Consider the following 21656-nt stretch of genomic DNA (forward strand, 5'->3'; position numbering starts at 1 on the left):
ATTTATATGCTTAAAAGAAACAAAAAAAGGAATATTTACCTATTTATAGAAAAATTACATTTAAGTATAAAAAATTACAGAAAGAAGGGATATTGTGAGAAACAGTAAAAAAATTATTTCTTCGTTACTCGGTTTATTGTTATTTGCTACAGTATTACCATCTTCTATCAAGGCATATACACATAATGGTTCAAAGATTTCTAATCCAAATAATGCCTATTATTGGATTCATGGTGAGTTTAGTAAATACGGGTTAAAAGGTGAGGTTTTAAGGGGCATCACTGCTTGGAATCCTTCCTCAAAAATTCAATTTACTAAAGAATCCAGTCTCCCAGGGGGAGCAAATGTCAAAATTGAATATGTAGATAGATATAATGGAGATACTTATGGGATTTTTCGCGGTAGCGGTAATGTCACTCTTTTTAAAAAATGGCGTGTAGAATTAGACTCAGCAAGACGTAAAGAAACTGCAGTTCATGAAGTAGGCCATGCTCTCGGTTTAGGGCACACTCAAAAAAGTAATGACAGTATTTCTGTAATGCGACAGTATGAGTTTAATTATAAAGATTATCCACAATCAGATGATTGGGCTGGAATTAATGCAAGATATTAAAAGGGGGCATTATACAGATGAAAAAATCACTGAGGTTCTTATCGATAATCATAGTATTAAGCTTCATCACATTTTTATTTATAGGAAATCCCTTTGTTGAATCTAAGTCAAAAGAGATCACATTCGATGCAAAAACTGACGGCTTCAACAATTTGGAAGAACTAGAAAATAATTCACCAATTATAGTTCGTGGAATAAAAACAGATGAAAAAGAAACAGAAATTTATAGATCAGAAGTTGATGGCGAAGTAAATGGAGGTTTCACTTTATCTGGTTTCAAAGTGAATAACGTATATAAAAATAGTCAACAGGATACTAATATATTAGTGGGCAAAGAAATTCAAATAACCGAAAATGCTTATTATGATAAACAAACTAATACAGCTTACAATATCAACGGTTACACAAACATGGTTAAAGAAAAAGAATACCTATTATTCTTAATACCAGTAGATGATGGCAAATATGCAACTCGTGCCGTTACATTTGGAAAGGTACCTTTATATACACAGAAGACAACCATCAATAAATCCTCTACACTTTCGGAAGATCATGTTCAAAATGATGGTGTTATTGAAAGTATTTTCAAAGACGCACGAGAAAAATATAAAGATTAATACTAAAAGCTTTCCAAGTTAAATAGAAAAGAGGCTGCCAGTTATGACAGTCTCTTTTCTATTTAGAAGAATAAATGCAAGAAATCTTCTGTTGTAATATTACCGAAGTAACGCGCGATATCTACGCCTTCTAAAGCTACAGTGAATGTATCTTTATCAAATTGTACGCCTGTTAGACGTTCTTCAATGTCATGAACATCTAGTGATCCGAAGAAATCACCGTAAATTTTACATTCTGTTACTGTTCCTTTTTTCACTTCAAGACGAACATCAACTTGTCCAACTGGGAAGCGGTGTGAATGTTGTAAGTTGAACTTCGGAGATTTCCCGTAGTTCCAGTCCCAATTACGGTAGCGCTCTTCAGAAAGTTTATGGATTTCTTTCCAATCCGCTTCTGTTAATTCGTACGTTGGAATTTCTGTTTCCCCTTCGAAAATTGTTTCTAGAAGCAGTTGTCTAAACTCTTCTGTCGTCATTTTTTCGTTTAAGAACTCTGTAATATTCGCAACGCGGCTACGGATTGATTTAATTCCTTTTGATTGAATCTTATCCATTTTCACTTTTAGTGCTGATACAACGTGATCGATTTCAGAGTCAAATAGTAACGTACCGTGACTAAACATACGACCTTTCGTTGAGAACTGCGCGTTACCTGAAATTTTTCTACCTTCAGCTAAAATGTCGTTACGACCACTTAGCTCTGCATTTACACCTAGTTTACCAAGCGCTTTCGTTACAGGTTCTGTGAATTTTTTAAAGTTACTGAAACTATCTCCATCATCTTTCGTAATAAAGCTGAAGTTTAAGTTTCCTAAATCATGATATACTGCGCCCCCGCCTGATAAACGACGAACGACGTGAATGCCTTTTTCTTTTACGTAATCTGCATTAATTTCTTCCACTGTGTTTTGGTTTTTACCAATGATAATCGAAGGCTCATTAATGTAGAACAGTAAATATGTTTCGTTAATATCTAAATTTTTAACACAATATTCTTCAATCGCTAAGTTTATCGTAGGATCTGTAATCCCTTTATTATCAATAAATAACATCGTATCACCTCATGAATTCCAAACGTAACCACTATGCGCAAGCGTAATATGGCCACTGAAAATTTGTTTTGCTTCTGTTACTAAATCAGATGGATTGCCTGTATGCGGTAAGTGCGTTAATAAAAGTTCTTTTACATTCGCAGTTTTCGCAATACTTGCTACTTCTGTACTATTCATATGCCCTGCTTTTGCAGCCTCTTGATGTGCATACATATTACACTCACAAATGAAAAGATCCGCATCTTTTGTGAACGGAATAAATTCAGGAATATAACTTGAATCCGCACTGTATACAATTACTTCATCGCCAGCTGTAATACGCATCGCAAAGCATGTAACAGGATGAACAGTTTTTAAGAATGAAATGGAGAACGGTCCAATTTGAAGTGTTTCTTCTGGATTGTACGCGATTCCTTTCGTATGCGGTTCATGAGTTAAAGAATGGAATCCATTCTCATCAAACGAATGACCGTATATTGGTAACTCCGGTAGTTGTCCTTTTGTCACACTCGTAATTAATCTTGCATATTGCAATACCCCAATATCTGCAACATGATCGTGATGATAGTGCGACAATACAACTGCATCTATATCAGATGGTGTTATATATTTTTGAAGCTGTGCTAGTACACCACTACCACAGTCTACAAGTAAACGAAAACCATCGTGTTCAAACAAATACCCCGACGTTGCTTCTCCCGCTTCTGGAAAGCCGCCCCAAAAGCCGACAACAGTCATTTTCATATGTATCCATCCTTTCTAAAACCGAGTAGGAATGCCGTTTTTCTCCGTACTTGAGAAAGTTTTTTACTTACATCCTACATTGTTAACTATAATCCATTTCCTAAACTTTTTCATTAATTTTCATTTTTGTTATAAAACAGTTGTTGACTTTTGTTTTTTGTACTAATACAATGATAGTAAGAAATGGAAATGGAGGGATTGACATGATTGATCAACCAATGGAGTTTTTCCGAAATTTACCGACGAAAACTTGTGCACACTGCGGGAAGGAAATTGATGAGCAACACGAAGCATACCATAACAAATGTGACGATTGCGTTCACGAAGAATAGTAGTTTGTGAACATAAAAAAACCTAGCAGACATAGTCTACTAGGCTAATAACATCGTATCCTTCATCGTTGAACCTTTCACCAAGAGCTCCAGTTCAAACTCATACAATTCTTTTTGTCGATAATTTTTCGTATGGATTTTATCCATCATTAAGTCCACAACTTTTCGGGCCATCTCGTCGATTGGCTGTTCAATTGTCGTAATACCTGGCTCTGTAATCTGCGCTAAAATTTGATTATCAAAACCGATCACAGCGAGATCTTCTGGAATACTCCAATCATGGCGTTTCGCCTCTGAGATAATTCCAGCTGCAACCTCGTCGCCTCCTGCCAAAATCGCGGTAGGATTTTTTTTGTCCTTTAATACTTCATGGAATATTCGTTTTCCATCATCCCAAGAGAAAGCGTTTTCAAGAAAATCAATCGCTTCCACTTCTCTACTCTTTTCAGTAATAGCGCGTAAAAAGCCCATTTTTCGCTGTTGGCTCACTACTTTCGTTTCGTTACCACGGCAAAAAATAAGATTACGATATCCTTGTTCTAATACATGATTGGCAGCTATGTATGCTCCCTGTGCATGATCAAATTTCACTGTTGGAACATTTGCTTCCTCAATATATTCATTACATAACACGATTGGACCGTGTTGCAAGTATGGCTCCACATTCTCCCATGGATTTTCTAGTGAACATAGAATAATCCCATCTACTTGTTTCGTAGATAATAATTGTAAATACTCCATCTCTTTTTCCGGTAAATATCTTGTTTGACAAATAATCAGTTTATATTTATGTTCAGAAGCAGCAATCTCGATTGCTTCAATAAATCTACTAAAAAAAGGATTTGTAATCCTTGGAACAAGCACCGCAATTGTTTCTGTTTTTTGTTTACGAAGCCTTCTCGCCGCAGAATTAGGAACGAAGCCTAAATGCTTCATTGCTAATTGAACCCTTTTCTTCTTCTCATCTGAAACATATGGATGATTATTGATCACCCTAGAAACCGTTGTCCTTGATAACCCCGCTAATTTCGCCACGTCCTCGATAGTCGACACGAAATTTTCCCCCTTTGCATGAAAACGTTTTCTTATCCTGATTATATAGTATATTATTGGAAACTGCAATATAGGTTCTTATGATTTTACTATATTAATATTATACATAGGGAAAAGTCTGTTAATAGCAGGGAATTACACACTACTTTTAGAATTTCACAATAAGAATATTTATAAAATAAAGGATGATATTTCATGAATCGGACGGATCGTTTATTAGCTATATTAATTGAATTACAAAGAAAACAAACCGTTACAGCACAAAGCTTAGCTGAAAAATTTGAGACAAGTATACGCACTATTTATCGAGATATGGATGCACTTAGTGAATCTGGCGTCCCGCTTTTCGCAATGCCTGGTCACGGTTATTCATTAATGGATGGTTATTTCTTACCACCCATTCAACTTACGCCTGAAGAGGCTGTTACTCTTTTATTAGGCGGTGATTATATTGAGAAAACTTTCAATTCTTCTTTTTCTGTACATGCGCAATCGGCAAAAGAGAAACTTGAGGTTGTCCTCTCTACTGATCAAAAAAATAAAGTTGAAGAGCTGCGAGGAACTTTCCGTTTCCTTTCTCCTATATTTTCTCATCAGCAACCCGAGCGAGAACAACTAGAAAACCAACTTTTCTTATTGCAAGAATCTATTCAAAAAGAACAAGCTATCTCTTTTTCTTATCGTAAACCAAGAGAAACTACAAAAATAAATCGGACCGTTCATCCTTACGGTTTAGTCAATATTTCAGGAATTTGGTACATCGTTGCTCATTGCTTACTGCGAAAACAAATACGTAATTTTCGTTTAGACCGTATGGATACATTACAGCAAGAACAAGAATTCTTTACAAAACCGAAGGACTTTTCTTTACAAGACTATCAACCTGAAAACAATCGTACTGTTACGATTCATTTATTATTTCCATCCCATATTGCACATAAAATTATTGAATCACGATACTTTTTTATAGATTCATACGAGCATCAGGATAATGGTTTTCATGTCTTTTTGAAATCAAGAAATATTGATGAAGTCTTTCAATGGATATTAAGCTGGGGTAGGCAAGTGCAAGTACTAGAGCCAAAAATTCTTTCTGAGAAAATATATGATGAAGTAAAAAAAATGTTAAAACTTTAATTTTTTATTTTACTACTGACATAATGTTGTCAGTATCCCTTCTTTATTGTAGGTATTAACAAATACATTTTCATAAAAAGGAGCTAATAATATGAACAGTACCGTTATGTTAGAGAAATTTGAAAGTTTAGCAACGTATTACATAGAGGAATTAGAAAAGTACTCTCTTGAACAATTTAAGACAAAACCTTCTGCTGAAGAATGGTCTCTCGGTCAAATGTATAATCATTTACTTTCGGCCACATATATGCAGTTAAATGCAATCGAGAAATGTAAAACTGAAACACCATTTGTAGCTAACAACAAAACGGATATGGGTGAAAAAGTATATGAAATGGGTGCTTTCCCTCCTATACAAATAAAAATACCTAATCGCCCTGGATACACACCTGAAAATCCATCGTGCAAAGAAGAGCTACAGGAGCGTTTTCTAAAATTAATTACAGCTGTAAAAAACATTGAGCCAACACTTACTTCTATTCCTAATGATTGTAAAGTAGAGCACCCTGGACTTGGTTACTTAAATGCGGCAGAGTGGTTCCAGCTCATTTCTATGCATTTTGCACACCATCTTCGTCAGAAAGATCGGCTAGAGCTTAAGGTTTGCTAAGTGTAAACACTTCTACTAAAAAGAGACTCCCAATATGCAATATTGGGAGTCTTTTCAATTTCGATACAACATTCATACATCCAAATGAAAGAAATGTATACAATGAATCCAATCTTAACAGGTGCAAAACAACTATTACAGAACGACGAAGTTATTATATCTACTTCAAAGTGTTTACTTACTGGCTATATGATTACGCAAAACGTCCCTTATCCGGGCATGTTACTTGCTACTAATAGAAGGTTTCTCTTTTTTAGCCAATATAAAAAGCCATCAATACGTCGTCTCCATATGATCCATCTTCATATTTAATTTGCTTTCTTTGTCTTCCTTCTTCTACAAAGCCAGTACGTTTATACACTTTAATTGCCCTATCATTAATAGAAACTACACCTAAGCAAATTTTCTCTAAACCTTTCTGCCCTTTAGCCCAACTAATAAGAAATTCAATTAGCTTCGTACCAATGCCTTGATTACAGTACGCCTCTCTAATCCCCATTCCCATTGTACCTGCATGTCGTAGGCGTTCTAGTTCATATCGATTGAAAAGTAAAAATCCAACCACCTTACTATCTACTTCATAAACTATATAAAGATTACCTTTTTCATTACTTTTCCGTATCTTTTCTCTTTCTAAATCAATATCATTTGGTAATTTATTTGGAGATACTATAAAAAACTTTGTAGTAGTTTCCGATAATACAATTGCTTTTCTAATATCCATAATTGATTCTGCATCAACCTCTTTGGCTAATCGTATCACCAAATCACCTCTTACCTTTTTCTTAAAAGACTAATACTGAATCTATCAAACTAAGGAATCTCCAAAACTCTCAATATGCAACATTACATATTGAGAATCTTTTCACTTTTGATATAATATTCTTACATCTATATAAAAGGAATGTATACAATGAATCCAATTTTAACAGCTGCAAAACAACTATTACATAAAGGCGAAGTTATTGTCTCTACTTTAAAATGTTCACTTACTGACTATATTAATACGCATAAAGTCCCGTATCCAGGCATGTTATTTGCTACTAACAGAAGACTTCTCTTTTTGGGCCAATATAAAAATACATTGATTGCCGAATTTGAGTATGAAAAAATTCTATCTATAGAAACGAAGAGAAGAATCTTTGATAAAAAAATAATATTTTACTATGAAGATGAATATATAACGTTGGGATACATTACAAGTTCAAATATTGAAGAGTTCATAGACTTACTACAAAGAAAATGCACGACTAGCGCGGACTCATAATCAGTGGAATCCCCCCGCTGATTCATTATTTTAATTCCTCCCACTTCGTCCATACTTCTCTCCCATTTATACGATACACATTATCCTCTCGATCCATAAACCCATGCACGATAAACTCTCGTCTAATCGTACAAAAATCATCATGATATTGTTTTATGAATGTATTAATTTCTTTTTCTGTATATTGATTTTCAGCGTTTAACTTGCTAATCAAATGCTCTAACAATACTAACTTTTTCTTTTTTTGACCTGGAATCGATTTTAAACAATCCTCTTTATCGAAAAAATTACGAATGGTCGTATCACGAAATTTCATTTGGCTTTCGGTCATTTTATTTTCCTCCTTATTATTTATCCTTTTCCTTGTCTTTTTCACCGAAAAGGTCCAGTGCATACCCTACGCTTATAAGGAAATAGTAGAATCCAAGAAATGCTAACGTATCTTTTACGCTAGTATGTTCTTCTTTGCGAAATAAAATAGGTGATATGGTGAAAACGAGGAAATAGACGCATGGATATAGTATGAAATAATAGTTGAATTTTTTTCTCATAGCTCCTCCTCTTTCTGTATATGATTCTATTCAAATCTTTGTAATCCCTTTTTTAATATTCCCCTCTCCTTTAAGTAGGTCTACAGGAATTTTTAAATAAAAGTGATATGTTCTATCCAATGATCTTTCACATATATTTACATGGATGAATTACAAGTCAAGGGGGAATATGAATGCGGTGGATTTATTATGATCCTTTGTTTGAAGTAGATCAAGTCGTTCCATCTGTTAGAACTTCTTCGCCATGGGCTGGGCATAACAAGTTTGCTTACGATCTCGTTACATTTTTCAAACCTAATACACTAGTAGAATTAGGAACATATTATGGATCTTCCTTCTACAGTTTTTGTCAGGCTGTTAAAGATGAACAACTCCCGACACAATGTACTGCAATTGATACTTGGCAAGGAGATCCACACGGTGGTTACTATGGAGAAAATGTATTCGAAACCGTAACAAATGTGCTGGACACGTGTTATCCAGGAATCGGAAAAACGATTCGTTCTACATTTGATGATGCTTTAAATCAATTTGAAGATGAAAGCATCGATTTATTACATATCGATGGGTTTCATACGTTTGAGGCGGTCTCACACGATTATGTTACATGGTTACCAAAACTTAAAAAGAACGGTATTATTTTATTTCATGATATAGCCGTCTTCGAAAATGGGTTTGGTGTACATCTATTATGGGATACTTTAAAAGCACAATACCCTCATCTAGAATTTTCACATTCGTACGGTTTAGGCGTCCTCTTCCCAAAAGGACATGAAGAAAAATTTGAAAATGTGCTCACTAAAAATAAAGAACTACAGCAAAAGTATGGAGGATAAACCTCTAATTAAAATAAGATAAATAAAAAAGCACCATTTCGGTGCTTTTTTATTTACGCTTCAAATGATTGATTTTCAGCAATGTTTCTAAACTGGCGCTTATGCATCCAAGTTAATGAAGCAATTGTTCCAAGTGATAATACAGCGATAAAGATCATGAGTATCCCTATATTTTGCCACATAAAGTTAAAATCACCGCTTGATACGACTGCTTTAAACCCTGATACAGAGTATGTCATCGGTAGCCAAGCATTAAAGGGTTGTAAGTACTTCGGAATCAACTCTAGCGGGAATGTTCCAGCACTAGTTGTAAGCTGCATAATTAATGTTAAGATCGCAATGAAACGGCCCGCATCACCGAATGCTGTTACTAAACATTGAATTAATGCAATGAATGCTAAACTTGTAATAATGCTAAAGAGTATGAAGTATGGGATGCTTTGCACTTCTACACCTAATCCGAATAGTAATATGACATCTGCTACTATTGCTTGAATAATACCGACTGATAATAAAACACCAAACTTACTAATAAACCAGCTGAATCCTGATTTCGGAACACCTACTGTATCGCGTAATGGGTATACGATAGATAATAGTAATGCCCCAACGAATAAACCGAGCGATAAGAAATACGGTGTAAATCCTGTTCCGTAGTTTGGAACTTCCGCTATTTTCTCCACCTTCACTTTTACAGGACTTGCAAACATATCATACGTTTTATCCGTTCCTTTTACTTCTCCTGTCTTTTCTGCACCTTCACCAAGTTTCTCAGCAAGTTCACCTGACCCATCATTTACTTTTACGAGTCCGTCTGTCACTTTTCCTGAGCCGTCTGTTAGTTTATTTACTCCGTCGATTAGCTGGGTTGAGCCAGTTGCCATGTTATTTAGACCACCATTTAGAGTACCTAAGCCAGTTGTTACTTTACCCGAGCCATCTGCTAATTGATTTACGCCACCTATTATTTTGTTTGTTCCTACAGATAATGTACCTAAGCCGCCTGTCACTTGGCTTGAACCATCTGCTAATTGATTTACGCCACCTGCCATTTGATTTGCTCCTGCAGATAATGTGTCTAAGCCACCTGTTACTTTACTCGAGCCATCTGCTAATTGATTTATCCCAGCAATTAATTGACCAGATTCGTTTTTAAATGTATTTGCGCCTTCTTTAGCAGTATTTAACTTCTCACCAAATCCGTGGAATTTTTCAACAAATCCTTTTTGTGCACTGGCTAATTCCTCAATACCACTCGTTAAAGATTGCAATTTCTCTGTATTCGGTAGTTTGTTTTGCGCATCACTTGTTGTTTGATTTATTGCACCTTTTAATTGTTTTACTTCTTCATTTAATTTATTTGTTCCACCTGCTACTCCAATAGCTTTTTGCTGAACTGTCGCTGTACTTTTTGCCGCATTTGTTATATATGGTTGTAACTGCTCTTGATATTCTTTTGGTAAACTCTCGATTTGCTTTTGCAAATTCGCTACATCTTGTGCTGCATTTTTCGCATCTCCTGCTGTTGATTGAGTAAATTCATTTAACTGATTTACATTTTCTCCAGCACCATCTATTTTCTGATTTACCGTATTTAATATAGTAGGAACTTTCGACTGCATTTCCTCTAAGCCTGCAACAGAATTTTTCACTGTACTATTTAACTCTTGCAAACCCTTTTCAATTTTTTGAGAGGCTCCCTCTAATTGACTTTGTCCGCCAACAAGTTGTTCCATACCATTTGATAATTCATTCGTTCCTGTTTTTAATTCACCTGTTTTACTTACTAATGTATTCAAACCTGCTGTTACTTTCTGAGACCCATCTTGTAATTTCCCTATACCTGTCTGCATCTCACCTGTTTTACTATTTAATTCATTTAAACCATCTGTTACTTTTCCAGACCCATCTTGTAATTTCCCTATACCAGTTTGTATTTCACCCGTTTTGCTATTTAATGTATTTAAACCATCTGTTACTTTTCCGGACCCATCTTGCAATTTATTAGATCCATCTGCTAATTTCTGAACTCCATCTTTCATCTCTCCAGATTTCCCTTGAAGTGTATGGAGTCCATCCGTCACTTTACTTGATCCATCATGCAACTCACTAGCTCCATCATGTAACTTATTTGCTCCGTCCGCTCCATCTGCTAATCCTTTTGATACGTCTTTAATGGAATCAAACATTTTCTCTGCATATGTTTTCGTTAACGTGCTTGATACTTCACCTTTAATTTTTTCAATGGCTGTTCCGCCGATTTGTGAAGATAAGAAGTTTAAACTTTCATTTGGAATATATTCTAAGTTTAATGGTTTCGGATCGTCTTGTAATAACGTTGTAGCGTTACTTGAGAAGTCATCTGGGATACGTACTAACATGTAATACTTTCTGCCTTCCATTCCCTCTTTCGCTTCTTTTTCACTTACAAATTCCCATTTAAAACTTTTATTATCTTTTAAGTTATCAATGAGCCCTTTCCCGACCTCAATTGGTTTTCCATCAAGTTCTGCACCTTTATCTAAATTGACTACCGCAACTGGCAAGTCATCTAGCTGTTCATACGGATCCCAAAAGGCCCATAAAAACATACCCGCATATAAAATCGGTACAAATAAAACCGCAATGATTGGGATTAATATTTTTTTACTTTTTATAATCTCTGCAAATTCTTTACTAAGCAACTTATGCCATTTCATAATTTATCCCCCTTTTCAAAAATGACCAAAATGTCTATTTAGTCATTTTCAACCAAATAAAAAGGCTATATCTGTTCATACATATGCCTTATCCCCGAATTTATACTATGCACATTTTCAACTACTTGATTATACTATTTAACCACCCTCCTTATACATTTGACCAATTTGTTCAATTAGTCATTTTTTATAATATTAAAAGGATTATCTTAATTTGACAATCCTTTTAGTAAATAAAGTTCGAATAATTCCGAGATCTTTTCTTTTTCTAACGGTTCATGATTTTTTTCCCAATCAAAAATAAGCGATACGTATAGGCGAAGCATAATAAATGCTGTAATTTCTGGATCACATTTGCTAATCTCACCTTTTTCAATCGCAATCTCTAAATAAGATTGGATGACAGAAATGATTTCCACATCTACTTGTTGCATCACTTCTTGTACTTCTTTCGTTCCCATATCACGCTCTTCTTGAATTAGTTTAATCATGAGCTGATGTTCTTTTCTAAATTCTAATATGCTATATAATGCTCTATGTACATTTTCAAAAAATGAAATATCTGAACGAATTGCGTCTTTTGCGACTTGCTTCATTTCTGTAATTAAATTAGAAATAATTTCGCCAAATAGTTCTTCTTTATTTTTGAAAAAAGTATAAATTGTTCCTTTTCCTACATTCGCTAACTTCGCAACTTGATCCATCGTCGTCGCCTTATAACCGAATGCTGAAAAAGACTTTGTTGCAGCTTCAATAATAGAACGTTTTCGATCCATCGCCACATCATCACCTCCAAAAATGACCAATCGGACAATATAGTCAATTAGTACATCTTTGATATTACCACACGCTTACATTCTATACAAGTTCTCTTTTTTAGTTATTCCCAGTTTAAAAAAATTCCAGTCAATGTATATAATACTGTCATAGTGTATCAGAAAAAAAGGGGAAAGGAAAAGATGTTCTTCAGATATAATTTTTATGAACACCTTTTTCTTATTTCAGCGTAGAAAGCGCGATTTTGTCTAAACTTGAATTCCATATGTCCTCTCTTTTCCTTTCACTCTGACAATCTTCTTCTACAGTTAAACCTTACTTCACAACAACAAAATTCCCCTTTTTCTAATAATCAAATAAAAAAACAAGAAAATCTTTACAATTAATAGTAATATAGAAAATAGACAAGTTCATCAAAATAGTGGAGGCTTTTTCAGTCATGATGCGTGCGCTTCGTTTAAATATAAAGCAAGCTTTTTGTAATCGTGTTTCTTTAATTATTATGTTTAGTGGATTGGTTCTTATTTGTATTTATCATTATTATTATGTAATTCGTTATGTTGGAGACGGGACAGATGCGTTTGTAACAACAGCTTTTAAATGGATTGGATTTCGCGACAATGAAATGGATGTTTATTTATTATTAATGCCAGTTATTGCGAGTTTCCCCTTTAGTACAAGTTACAACTCGGATAAGTCAGATGGCTTTAAACCGTTTGTAAGTAAAGAAATTTCGTTATTCCCTTATTCAGTAACGAAATATATCGTTACATTTTTTTGCGGAGGACTTCTTTATACGTTTCCATTCATTTTATCGTTATTATTTTGTAAATTAACTATTCCAGACGGAGAACCGACGGCTGGTTCAGGCATCATAAATGATAATGGGATGTTCGCAAACTTATATTACGATTCTCCCCTCACTTACATTACTGTATATATCGGAATTAATTTTTTATTTGCAGGTTTAATGGCTCTTTTAGGACTTGCTGCATCTGCGTGGTCACAAAAGGACTATATGGCAATTCTATTTCCATTTGCAGTTGCCTCCATTCCTTACGTCCTGCTAAATACAATATTCCCTACAATAGGCGGAGCACCTTTTCATTTATATGACCCAAAGCAACCGTTACATGGCATGTCACCGTACATATTAACGATGCAATGTGCCTTCTTCTTCTTCGTTAGCCTATGTATGTATATAAAAGGCGTACAGCGAGATAGAAAAAGGTACAAAAGAAGACTACAAAGAAGAGATCGATGTAGAAAAGCGTTTCAAGCATAAAAACCTAATTTCCTCATGTCTTCTTGGAAATTAGGTTTTTTTATTCATTTACGGCGTACCAGCCAATCCCCATAAAATAACAACCGCTGCAAAATAAATTGCTTTAATACCTACTACTAAACATAATGAAATAATTGCATATTTACTTAATTCTCTTCTTGCGCCTATTAAAGTAAAAATAACTGCCAAACTAAATGTTATATAAGAACTTGCTGTATTTATTAGGTTATACGTAATATCTAAATTCTGTGTAAGTCCTGTTATCTCGGCTATAAACTGAATCATGACGATACTACTAAAAAAGATTGCGATTTGATTCATTAATTTCCCACTTGTTAGCGCTTGCATCTTTAGCCCCTCTTCCGAAAACTAAATATTCAATTAATTTTATCACCATATTATAAAAAAAGGAATTCTATCTTCATAATTATATGACGATGCAAAAACAAAAAAGAACGCTTAGATACCTAAGCGTTCCCCTACTTTAAGAAGCTTTCTTCAAATCAATTTGAGCAAGTACTGGATCGTGGTCACTTACACGTCCATGTTCCTTCATAATGTTTGAGTTTAAGTGTACTGGGTCTATAATTGTGTGTGGTGCGATGTTATTTGTTACTAAAATATGATCTAACACTTGTGCGTTACCTTCATGAATGTACGTGTAACGATTCTCTTTCGGCACTGTGTTTAACATATCTTTTAATATCGTTCCCTCTAGTGCTTCTAAAGGTTTAGAGAATTCAAAGTCATTCATATCACCTAATACAACAACTGGTGCATTCGTATTCTTTTTCTGAATATCTTGTACGAAATGATTCACTTCTTGTGCTAATTGAACTCGTTTTTCTTCACTCTTTAATACGAGCGGCTGTACTTTTCCGAATGGCGTTGCATCTCCTATTTTTGAGTTTAAGTGATTTGCAACGACAACAACGTTTTGTCCTTGGAACGTAAATTCTGCCGCTAACGGTTTACGTGTACTTTCAAATAATGAATTTTCATCTCCAATACGAACAACATTTTTATCAAGTAACTTCGGTACTGCTGCTAATTTCACGCGTGATGGGTTATAGAAGAAACCGACGCGAATATTTGCTCCTGGTGCTCCTCCGTCTTGATTGTTGTTTGGAGCGATTTCTACATACTCATACTTCGGACCACGAATTTCTACCACTGCATCAATGATACGTTTTGCGCTTAATGAAGCATCTGTTGTACCGTCATTAATCGATCCGTTATTATCTTGCATTTCCTCTACACCGATAATATCAGGCATTTTCAAGTTATATTTAATAGAATAAGCTAACGCTTTTACCTTTTCATCTGTTGTTTCTTTTTTGTTCGCTGAGAAGTTTTCAATATTATATGTAGCAACTGTTAACTTATCAAGACGCGGCTGAATATTTGCCCCTACTTGCTTAAACCCACCGTCCACTACAGATGGTAATTCCGTTACTGGCGAAATGCGGTACGAACCGTAGTCATATCCTACTACGCCTGTTATATTACCAGTGAACGTATCTCCTACTTTCGCGACATAATCACGAGATACTTTTACAGAAAGACGCTCTGGGTTTAATTGCTCTTTATCTAATAGCGGTGTGCCATACTTCGTTATAACTTTATCCCCACCATTTTCTACTGTTACATATAAATTCCCGTTTTTCTGAGGAGCAATAATTTTTGGCGTTGGCATCGTAACGCGCATGCCTTCTACACTCTCATAAAAATCAATTGCATCTTCATTTGGATCAAATAAACCGAATGCATCATTATCGATAATTTGATCAGGGATTTTCACACCGTTTTCTCCAAGTACAACCGGTGCTGGTAAAGGTTGATCTTTTGCGATTACAGCAACGCGGCTCGCCTTAATTTCAGTCGTCATTAAGTCTGTTTCAAATCGTTCTGCATATCCAGGCCCAACATATTCTTCTACTTCTCCATCAACTTGGACAAGGTCTCCTACTGCTACATTCGCATCTTTTTTGTATACGTACATACCTTCTGAAGTAGCTGGATCATTATCTGGCTGATTATCTTCTATATAAAAACCATTTTTATCAAGCGCTGTTACAACGCCTTCCACATTGTTTACTTTCTTCCCATTGTAAGGAGAAATATGTGATTTCCCTTGAATATCATGAATACGAACTGGTTCATTGTTTACGATAATAAATGAAAATGTTGAAACTGCTGAAGAAGTAAGCCCTTCTTTTTCTGCGATTGCTTTCACTACACTATTTTCATTCACTACAATTTGTCCGTTATAACGAACGCTTTTATTTGTAGGATTAGAGCCATCCAACGTATAGTAGATTGTTGCTCCTTCTGTATTCGTTGTTAATGTTACCGCTGTCCCTTTTGCAACTTCCCCGCCATTTGGTGATGCCACTACATCGCTAACACGGTTTTGTCCTTCTCCTTGAAACTTATGAGCTGTTACTGATTTTAAACCTGGGCTACTAAAATATAATTCAAGCGTCCCTGTCAAGCTAACTTTCTTCCCGATATTTTCAGGATGGTCTTTCACGTTTACAGCCGTCCTCACATCACCTTTTGGTAATTGAACAGGCATGATCTTGTCTGGATTCGTTTCATTTGGCGAATCGGCAATTGCCACATTCGTGTCGTCAAACTTAGCCGGATCTTTCGTGTATTTAGAAGGACTTTGCGTATACCCAACGATATATCCTTCCACTATCCCCTTCGTTTTCCCTTGCTGCTTAAATACTTGAATTGCTTTTTCTACTGACATAGAAGTAGTTTCTTCCGCCTTCGCTAAAGTTCCAGTAAATGAAAGCAATAGCAAGAATGATATAAAAACACTTAACAATTTCTTCATAGCCATTTTCCTCTCCCTAATTCATATTTTCTCAGCATTTCTATCATATCAAATGATTCGTTATATAGAACTATATTTCGACAACTTTTACACAAAATTCATCTAATTTACAAGTTTTCAAACTATAATACAAAATAATAATTTTACAGCTTCTACGAATGCGCTCTATAATGTTAGAGAGAGAAAACAGAAAATACCGAAATTTTTATCAGCATGTAAAATGTATTCATTTGAATTGGAGTTGATTGGATGGAAGTACAAACAGAAACATACCGTGCAGCTATGAATGGAACATTAGAACGGCATTTTTCAGATATGATTGCTGTTATACCAACTAGAATTACAATTGATCAGCTAAAACAGCGGCTAGAAACTCTCTCTACTAAAGTTGATGAATTAAAAATTGTTTATAGTGATGAGACAAGCCTTATTGTTGAGTTACATATGGATGAAAAAGTCATACCGTATGAACTGCATATTGATGAAACGAATGATCCAGAAGAATATAAAATGTACAATAGACAAGATTCCACAATAATAGACCGTACTTTTGAAGATGCGGCTTTCGGCACTGAAATTTTCACTCGTACGCTATTTGTAGGCGATGTACTCAGCTGCTTTTTCCAGCAGGTACAATTTTTATGGCACCTCGCACCAGATTTGTTATTTGTAATTGATTCAAGTGCAGCAATGAAAGTAATATCTAGAAACTATATTGAATATCACGTTGAAAATGAGTTGTTACCTGACATTCCTGACTTATACGTTATTCATTCCGTTTATGAAGACGATACAGAAGACGAGCCCACACAATATTGGTTTCATACACACGGCCTTTTAAGAGCAGGCGTAACAGAAATAGAATTAATTATTCCAAATCGTATTTCTTCCTACTACGGCATTGGCGATCTTTTTCAAACATTTGCTAATAATGCCGTTGAGAATGGCCAAGTCCCAATGAATGAGCCTATCGTTATCGCACATAGTCAGCAAGGTTCCATACATACAGTAGCTGTTCCGTGGGAAAAAGGTTTGTCTTATATTGGACGTAAAACGAGTATGGATCAATTATCTTCAATTGAAGATGAAGAAGTGAAATTACAACCAATAGATGCACAAAACGTATTCCTTGGCGGGATGGATGCCCGAGATGAGTACCATCAATCTCCATCTGTTCTCTTGTTCCAATATAATACTTCCGGAGAATATATAGAAAGCTTTTTCAAAGAACATGAAGAAGCTACAGGGCTCATGTTCTATAAAACAAATAGTGAAACGGCTCGTATGGCTTATAATGCAAAAAATACTTTCGGGTATTTCAGCAACATTTTTCAAATTGAACAATCAAATGAAGATTTCCGTTTCCTCGCTAAGTTTGGTGTCTCTTACGAAGAAGGAAAAAGTGAACATATGTGGTTTGAAATGCAAGACCTTACGGAAGATCTCATTCAAGGAATACTCATTAATGAACCGTATTTTATCGAAGAGATGCATGAAGGGAACTCTTATCATTTAGATTTTGACAACTTAACAGAGTGGGTTATTTATGCGGGAGATGCCGTTATAAAGCCAAATAACTTATATATGTTTATTGGTTAATAAGTATTTCATATAATAAGCAAAACGCCTTCAATATAATTAAAGGCGTTTTGCTTGAACTATTTTAATGTGCGACTAATTCGGTTTCCATTTCTTTCTCTAAATGAGATAACACACGTTTCACCGCTAACTCACCTTGCTCAATACAAGCCGGAAGACCAGAACCAGCGTAAGAACTACCTGCCAAATACACACCTGGCAACTCATTCTCCATAAATGTTGTGAGCTTTTTCATTCGCTCTTTATGGCCAACTGTATATTGAGGCATCGCTTCTTTCCAGCGGCTTACAATTGTAAACTCTGGATCCTCTGTAATATCCATTGTCTTTTGTAAGTCCTCTAATACAAGCTGCACAATTTCTTCGTCAGTTTGTTCAACAATCGCTTCATCACCAGGTCGTCCAACGTAACAACGAAGAAGTGCCTTTCCTTCTGGCGTTGTATGCGGCCATTTTTTATGTGTCCACGTACACGCTGTAATCGTGTAATCACTATTTCTTGATACGACAAATCCCGTACCATCAATATCACGCTGAATTGCAGACTTCGGGAAAGCAAGTGCCACGTTTGCAACTGATGTAGACGGAATGTTACGGAAGAAACGAAACTGCTTGTACTGCGCAAACATAGACGGCAATATTTTATGCGGTACTGTAACTACAATCGCGTCTGCTTCCATTTCTTTTCCGTTACTAAGAGTAATCGTATAACTATCACCAAGTTTTGCAACTTTTTCAATACGAGTTCCCTTCATTACCATACCATTAGGAATCTTCACTTCAAGAGATTCTACTATAGATTCTAAACCGTTTTTCACAGTTTTAAAGATTCCCTTTTTCAATTCAGCCTTCTCTTGCTTTGGAGCGAGCGTACGCATACCGAGTGAAATGCTACGATGCTCCTGTTCAATTTGATAAATTTGAGGGAATGTTGACATTAAACTCATTTCATCAATATCCCCTGCATAAATACCAGATAATAATGGCTCAATTAAATTTTCAACAACTTCATTTCCAAGGCGATGCCTGAAAAACTGCCCGAGTGATTGGTCAGATACTGGCTTTGATCTAGGCATTAACAGATCAAAACCAGCTCTTAGTTTACCAATTGGGGAGAACAATCCGGAAAATAGAAACGGCGTAATTTGCGTTGGAATTCCCATCATTGAACCGCTCGGCATTTTATGTAACCGATTGTTTACGAGAACGAACGATTGACCGGTCGCATTATTTACAAGTTCAGCATCAAGTCCTAATTCTTTCACTAATTTAGCTGCGCTCTTTTTTCTTGCTAAGAAAGAATCAGGACCGCGTTCAATTGTAAATCCATCTTTTTGAACGGTTTGAATTTTCCCGCCAAGTTTACCGGACGCTTCTATAAGCAATGCATCTATCGGCAAGTTTTTTTCACGAATTTCTTTTTGTAAGTTATACATTGTTGTTAATCCTGTGATGCCACCGCCGATGATCACAACTTTTTTCCTCAAGTAAGCTCCCCCTTTCTACTTACATTACAGATTCTTTTTTCTTTAATACAACATCTGCTAAACAGTCGATAAATACGTCCGATGCGTTTGGCATTTCTGGACGATAATATTTCGCGCCAATTTCATCCGTTACAACTTTACACTCAAAGTCATTGTCATATAAAACTTCTAAATGTTCCGCAACAAATCCAACTGGTGCATATACGAATGAACTGTAGCCGTACTTTTCATTTAGTTCTCTCGTTAAATCTTGTACATCTGGACCAATCCAAGGATCTGGCGTGTTGCCTGCACTTTGCCAACCTACTGCATAATTCGCTACTTCAGCGCCCCTTGCAATATAATCAGCTGTTTCATTTAATTGATCTGGATATGGATCGCCGAGTGCGATAATTTTCTCTGGTAAGCTATGAGCCGATACGATTAACACAGCTTTTTCACGTTCTGCTTCTGACATACCGTTATATATACCTTTCACTGCATCTACCCAATACTGAATAAATTTCGGTTCTTTATACCAGCTATCAATGCCGTGAATTGTTAAGTTTCCAAGTTTTTCTGCTTCTTCTTGCGCTCGTCCTACATACGACTTCACGCTAAAAGTAGAATAGTGAGGGGCAAGAACGAGTGCAATTGCATCTTCTATTCCATCTTTATGCATAGCTTGTACTGCATCTTCAATGAACGGTTCAATATGTTTTAAACCAAGATACATGTGGTACTCTACTTCATCTTGCATTTCATTTAAACGCGTCTCTAACTTTTTAGCTTGCTCTAATGTAATAGTAGCTAAAGGAGAAATACCACCAATTGCACGGTAACGCTCTGTTAAATCTTCTAGCATTTCAGGACTTGGCTTTCTTCCTCTGCGAATATGTGTATAGTAACGTTCAATATCTTCTTCTTTATACGGCGTTCCGTATGCCATTACAAGCAAACCAATTTTCTTTTTCATACAGACAATCTCCTTTACTTCGCTAACTGTTCTTTAGAGTACTCATGAATAAATGTAGTTAAACGTTTTAATGTATCTGGATTTACTTCTGGGAATACGCCGTGACCTAAGTTAAATACGTAACCTGGCTGCTTCATCCCTTGATCTAAAATACCTTTTACATGTTCTTCAATAACAGACCAAGGTGCTAATAAGAATGAAGGGTCCATATTTCCTTGTACCGCCTTATGAACACCACGCGTGCGTGCTTCTTCAATTGATAAGCGCCAATCTAAACCGACTACATCAAGAGGTAAGTCATGCCATTCATTCACTAAGTGTCCTGCCCCAACGCCGTGCATAATCATTGGAACACCCATCGTGCGAACTTCTGCAAAAATACGTTCCATTGCTGGTTTAATAAATATGCGGTAATCCGCTACATTTACTGTTCCAACCCAAGAATCGAAAATTTGAACCGCTTTTGCTCCTGCATTAATTTGCGCTTTTAAATATGTAATAACCATATTTGCAAGCTTATCCATTAAAGCGAACCAAGCTTTCGGCTCTGCATACATGAACGCTTTCGTATTATGATAGTTACGAGAAGGACCGCCTTCAATCATATAGCTCGCTAACGTAAATGGAGCTCCTGAAAAACCGATTAACGGTACATCTAACATTTCTGTCGTTAATAAACGAATTGTATCTAATATGTAAGGTACATCATCTTCTGGATTGATTTCCCCTAATTTTTCTACGTCTTGTAAAGAACGGATTGGATTATCGATAACTGGACCAATACCAGATTTAATTTCCACATCAACACCAATTGCAGGTAGTGGTGACATAATATCTTTATAAAGAATTGCTGCGTCTACGTTATATTGATCAACTGGCAACTTTGTAACGTAAGCGCACAACTCTGGATTATGTGTAATTTCAAATAAAGAATATTTCTCTTTTATCTTTCTATATTCCGGCTGTGAACGACCTGCTTGACGCATATACCATGCTGGTACATACTCTGTACGTTCCCCCCTACATGCTTTTAAAAATGTCTCATTTATAGTTCTTACCAAGACCCTAGCTCCCTTCCTTACCAATGCTTTTTCTTTAAATATGCTCTATTCCGATATTTATCTTTTTTTACTATACAGCTTGTAAAAACAAAATGCATAACATTATGTACGTTGTTCATTAAATTGACACAAACATT

The 21656-nt window shown here is 35.7% G+C and carries 22 protein-coding genes and 1 pseudogene; 10 read left to right on the top strand and 13 right to left on the bottom strand.

The window, feature by feature from the left end:
* Positions 1-94: 94 nt before the first annotated feature.
* Together V7038_RS02030 and V7038_RS02035 are read left to right on the top strand one after the other, a co-directional pair.
* Positions 95-613 carry a matrixin family metalloprotease gene (locus V7038_RS02030; protein WP_335468924.1) on the top strand — a complete coding sequence of 173 codons (519 nt, stop codon included), beginning with the start codon at positions 95-97 and terminating at the stop codon, positions 611-613.
* Between the two features lie 17 nt (positions 614-630).
* Positions 631-1230: a hypothetical protein gene (locus V7038_RS02035; protein ID WP_002202847.1), complete on the top strand. Its 600-nt coding sequence runs from the start codon at positions 631-633 to the stop codon at positions 1228-1230.
* A 62-nt stretch (positions 1231-1292) separates the two neighbouring features.
* Here the strand turns inward: V7038_RS02035 and V7038_RS02040 are convergent, their stop codons facing one another.
* Together V7038_RS02040 and V7038_RS02045 are read right to left on the bottom strand one after the other, a co-directional pair.
* Entirely contained in the window at positions 1293-2282 is a 990-nt protein-coding gene (locus V7038_RS02040; protein ID WP_002202848.1) for a lipoate--protein ligase, read from the bottom strand.
* A 9-nt stretch (positions 2283-2291) separates the two neighbouring features.
* Positions 2292-3026, bottom strand: a complete 735-nt coding sequence (locus V7038_RS02045; RefSeq protein ID WP_002202849.1) for an MBL fold metallo-hydrolase — start codon at positions 3024-3026, stop codon at positions 2292-2294.
* A 203-nt stretch (positions 3027-3229) separates the two neighbouring features.
* Between V7038_RS02045 and yhfH the strand changes: the two genes are divergently transcribed.
* Positions 3230-3358, top strand: a complete 129-nt coding sequence (gene yhfH / locus V7038_RS02050; protein ID WP_000567010.1) for a protein YhfH — start codon at positions 3230-3232, stop codon at positions 3356-3358.
* Between the two features lie 39 nt (positions 3359-3397).
* Here the strand turns inward: yhfH and V7038_RS02055 are convergent, their stop codons facing one another.
* Positions 3398-4411 (bottom strand): LacI family DNA-binding transcriptional regulator, encoded by a 1014-nt coding sequence (locus V7038_RS02055; protein WP_002201448.1) that lies wholly within the window; start codon positions 4409-4411, stop codon positions 3398-3400.
* Between the two features lie 195 nt (positions 4412-4606).
* Between V7038_RS02055 and V7038_RS02060 the strand changes: the two genes are divergently transcribed.
* From V7038_RS02060 to V7038_RS02070, 3 genes and pseudogenes are all read left to right on the top strand, one after another.
* The gene (locus tag V7038_RS02060) at positions 4607-5548 is read left to right on the top strand and encodes a helix-turn-helix transcriptional regulator (protein WP_070128083.1); all 942 of its coding nucleotides are present in this window, start codon (positions 4607-4609) and stop codon (positions 5546-5548) included.
* Between the two features lie 91 nt (positions 5549-5639).
* Positions 5640-6158 (top strand): DinB family protein, encoded by a 519-nt coding sequence (locus V7038_RS02065; RefSeq protein WP_002202851.1) that lies wholly within the window; start codon positions 5640-5642, stop codon positions 6156-6158.
* A gap of 93 nt (positions 6159-6251) precedes the next feature.
* Positions 6252-6437, top strand: a pseudogene (locus tag V7038_RS02070) (PH domain-containing protein); the annotation flags it as partial.
* Here the strand turns inward: V7038_RS02070 and V7038_RS02075 are convergent.
* Positions 6412-6921, bottom strand: a complete 510-nt coding sequence (locus tag V7038_RS02075; protein WP_002202852.1) for a GNAT family N-acetyltransferase — start codon at positions 6919-6921, stop codon at positions 6412-6414. The pseudogene V7038_RS02070 and the gene V7038_RS02075 sit on opposite strands and share 26 nt — an antisense overlap.
* 150 nt (positions 6922-7071) lie before the next feature.
* Here V7038_RS02075 and V7038_RS02080 point away from each other — a divergent pair, with 150 nt between their 5' ends.
* The gene (locus V7038_RS02080; RefSeq protein WP_002201452.1) at positions 7072-7425 is read left to right on the top strand and encodes a PH domain-containing protein; all 354 of its coding nucleotides are present in this window, start codon (positions 7072-7074) and stop codon (positions 7423-7425) included.
* Between the two features lie 25 nt (positions 7426-7450).
* Here V7038_RS02080 and V7038_RS02085 read toward each other — a convergent pair whose 3' ends face one another.
* Both V7038_RS02085 and V7038_RS02090 read right to left on the bottom strand, forming a co-directional pair.
* Positions 7451-7756, bottom strand: a complete 306-nt coding sequence (locus V7038_RS02085; RefSeq protein ID WP_002202853.1) for a DUF2087 domain-containing protein — start codon at positions 7754-7756, stop codon at positions 7451-7453.
* Positions 7757-7772: 16 nt separating this feature from the next.
* Entirely contained in the window at positions 7773-7976 is a 204-nt protein-coding gene (locus V7038_RS02090; RefSeq protein ID WP_002201454.1) for a hypothetical protein, read from the bottom strand.
* A 173-nt stretch (positions 7977-8149) separates the two neighbouring features.
* Here V7038_RS02090 and V7038_RS02095 point away from each other — a divergent pair, with 173 nt between their 5' ends.
* A complete protein-coding gene (locus V7038_RS02095) occupies positions 8150-8812 on the top strand; it encodes a class I SAM-dependent methyltransferase (protein ID WP_002158968.1) in 663 nt (220 codons plus the stop codon).
* A gap of 53 nt (positions 8813-8865) precedes the next feature.
* Here V7038_RS02095 and V7038_RS02100 read toward each other — a convergent pair whose 3' ends face one another.
* A complete protein-coding gene (locus tag V7038_RS02100) occupies positions 8866-11511 on the bottom strand; it encodes a YhgE/Pip domain-containing protein (protein ID WP_070138904.1) in 2646 nt (881 codons plus the stop codon).
* Positions 11512-11720: 209 nt separating this feature from the next.
* Positions 11721-12293, bottom strand: a complete 573-nt coding sequence (locus V7038_RS02105; protein ID WP_002202855.1) for a TetR/AcrR family transcriptional regulator — start codon at positions 12291-12293, stop codon at positions 11721-11723.
* 434 nt (positions 12294-12727) lie between these two features.
* Here V7038_RS02105 and V7038_RS02110 point away from each other — a divergent pair, with 434 nt between their 5' ends.
* Entirely contained in the window at positions 12728-13573 is an 846-nt protein-coding gene (locus V7038_RS02110) for a hypothetical protein (protein ID WP_002201457.1), read from the top strand.
* Between the two features lie 48 nt (positions 13574-13621).
* Here the strand turns inward: V7038_RS02110 and V7038_RS02115 are convergent, their stop codons facing one another.
* A complete protein-coding gene (locus tag V7038_RS02115) occupies positions 13622-13921 on the bottom strand; it encodes a hypothetical protein (protein WP_002202856.1) in 300 nt (99 codons plus the stop codon).
* Positions 13922-14057: 136 nt separating this feature from the next.
* Positions 14058-16424 carry a DUF6359 domain-containing protein gene (locus tag V7038_RS02120; RefSeq protein ID WP_070128081.1) on the bottom strand — a complete coding sequence of 789 codons (2367 nt, stop codon included), beginning with the start codon at positions 16422-16424 and terminating at the stop codon, positions 14058-14060.
* Positions 16425-16667: 243 nt separating this feature from the next.
* On the opposite strand from V7038_RS02120, the gene V7038_RS02125 reads away from it, so the two are divergent.
* A complete protein-coding gene (locus V7038_RS02125) occupies positions 16668-18017 on the top strand; it encodes a DUF4026 domain-containing protein (RefSeq protein WP_070146289.1) in 1350 nt (449 codons plus the stop codon).
* Between the two features lie 64 nt (positions 18018-18081).
* Here the strand turns inward: V7038_RS02125 and hemY are convergent, their stop codons facing one another.
* Genes hemY through hemE form a run of 3 tightly spaced genes read right to left on the bottom strand, consistent with a single transcriptional unit; the run spans position 18082 to position 21519 of the window.
* Entirely contained in the window at positions 18082-19503 is a 1422-nt protein-coding gene (hemY, locus tag V7038_RS02130; RefSeq protein ID WP_070128079.1) for a protoporphyrinogen oxidase, read from the bottom strand.
* Positions 19504-19522: 19 nt separating this feature from the next.
* A complete protein-coding gene (hemH, locus tag V7038_RS02135) occupies positions 19523-20458 on the bottom strand; it encodes a ferrochelatase (protein WP_335468933.1) in 936 nt (311 codons plus the stop codon).
* Positions 20459-20472: 14 nt separating this feature from the next.
* The gene (gene hemE, locus V7038_RS02140; RefSeq protein ID WP_070128077.1) at positions 20473-21519 is read right to left on the bottom strand and encodes a uroporphyrinogen decarboxylase; all 1047 of its coding nucleotides are present in this window, start codon (positions 21517-21519) and stop codon (positions 20473-20475) included.
* Positions 21520-21656: the final 137 nt, after the last annotated feature.

The sequence above is a fragment of the Bacillus sp. JJ783 genome (assembly GCF_036963225.1).
Classification (GTDB): domain Bacteria; phylum Bacillota; class Bacilli; order Bacillales; family Bacillaceae_G; genus Bacillus_A; species Bacillus_A cereus_U.

Excerpts from the sequence above, each read along its gene's own strand:
- V7038_RS02035 (WP_002202847.1), top strand. The coding sequence starts at position 631 with ATGAAAAAATCACTGAGGTTCTTATCGATAATCATAGTATTAAGCTTC.
- V7038_RS02040 (WP_002202848.1), bottom strand. The coding sequence starts at position 2,282 with ATGTTATTTATTGATAATAAAGGGATTACAGATCCTACGATAAACTTA.
- V7038_RS02045 (WP_002202849.1), bottom strand. The coding sequence starts at position 3,026 with ATGAAAATGACTGTTGTCGGCTTTTGGGGCGGCTTTCCAGAAGCGGGA.
- yhfH (WP_000567010.1), top strand. The coding sequence starts at position 3,230 with ATGATTGATCAACCAATGGAGTTTTTCCGAAATTTACCGACGAAAACT.
- V7038_RS02060 (WP_070128083.1), top strand. The coding sequence starts at position 4,607 with ATGAATCGGACGGATCGTTTATTAGCTATATTAATTGAATTACAAAGA.
- V7038_RS02065 (WP_002202851.1), top strand. The coding sequence starts at position 5,640 with ATGAACAGTACCGTTATGTTAGAGAAATTTGAAAGTTTAGCAACGTAT.
- V7038_RS02080 (WP_002201452.1), top strand. The coding sequence starts at position 7,072 with ATGAATCCAATTTTAACAGCTGCAAAACAACTATTACATAAAGGCGAA.
- V7038_RS02085 (WP_002202853.1), bottom strand. The coding sequence starts at position 7,756 with ATGACCGAAAGCCAAATGAAATTTCGTGATACGACCATTCGTAATTTT.
- V7038_RS02090 (WP_002201454.1), bottom strand. The coding sequence starts at position 7,976 with ATGAGAAAAAAATTCAACTATTATTTCATACTATATCCATGCGTCTAT.
- V7038_RS02095 (WP_002158968.1), top strand. The coding sequence starts at position 8,150 with ATGCGGTGGATTTATTATGATCCTTTGTTTGAAGTAGATCAAGTCGTT.
- V7038_RS02100 (WP_070138904.1), bottom strand. The coding sequence starts at position 11,511 with ATGAAATGGCATAAGTTGCTTAGTAAAGAATTTGCAGAGATTATAAAA.
- V7038_RS02110 (WP_002201457.1), top strand. The coding sequence starts at position 12,728 with ATGATGCGTGCGCTTCGTTTAAATATAAAGCAAGCTTTTTGTAATCGT.
- V7038_RS02115 (WP_002202856.1), bottom strand. The coding sequence starts at position 13,921 with ATGCAAGCGCTAACAAGTGGGAAATTAATGAATCAAATCGCAATCTTT.
- V7038_RS02120 (WP_070128081.1), bottom strand. The coding sequence starts at position 16,424 with ATGGCTATGAAGAAATTGTTAAGTGTTTTTATATCATTCTTGCTATTG.
- V7038_RS02125 (WP_070146289.1), top strand. The coding sequence starts at position 16,668 with ATGGAAGTACAAACAGAAACATACCGTGCAGCTATGAATGGAACATTA.
- hemH (WP_335468933.1), bottom strand. The coding sequence starts at position 20,458 with ATGAAAAAGAAAATTGGTTTGCTTGTAATGGCATACGGAACGCCGTAT.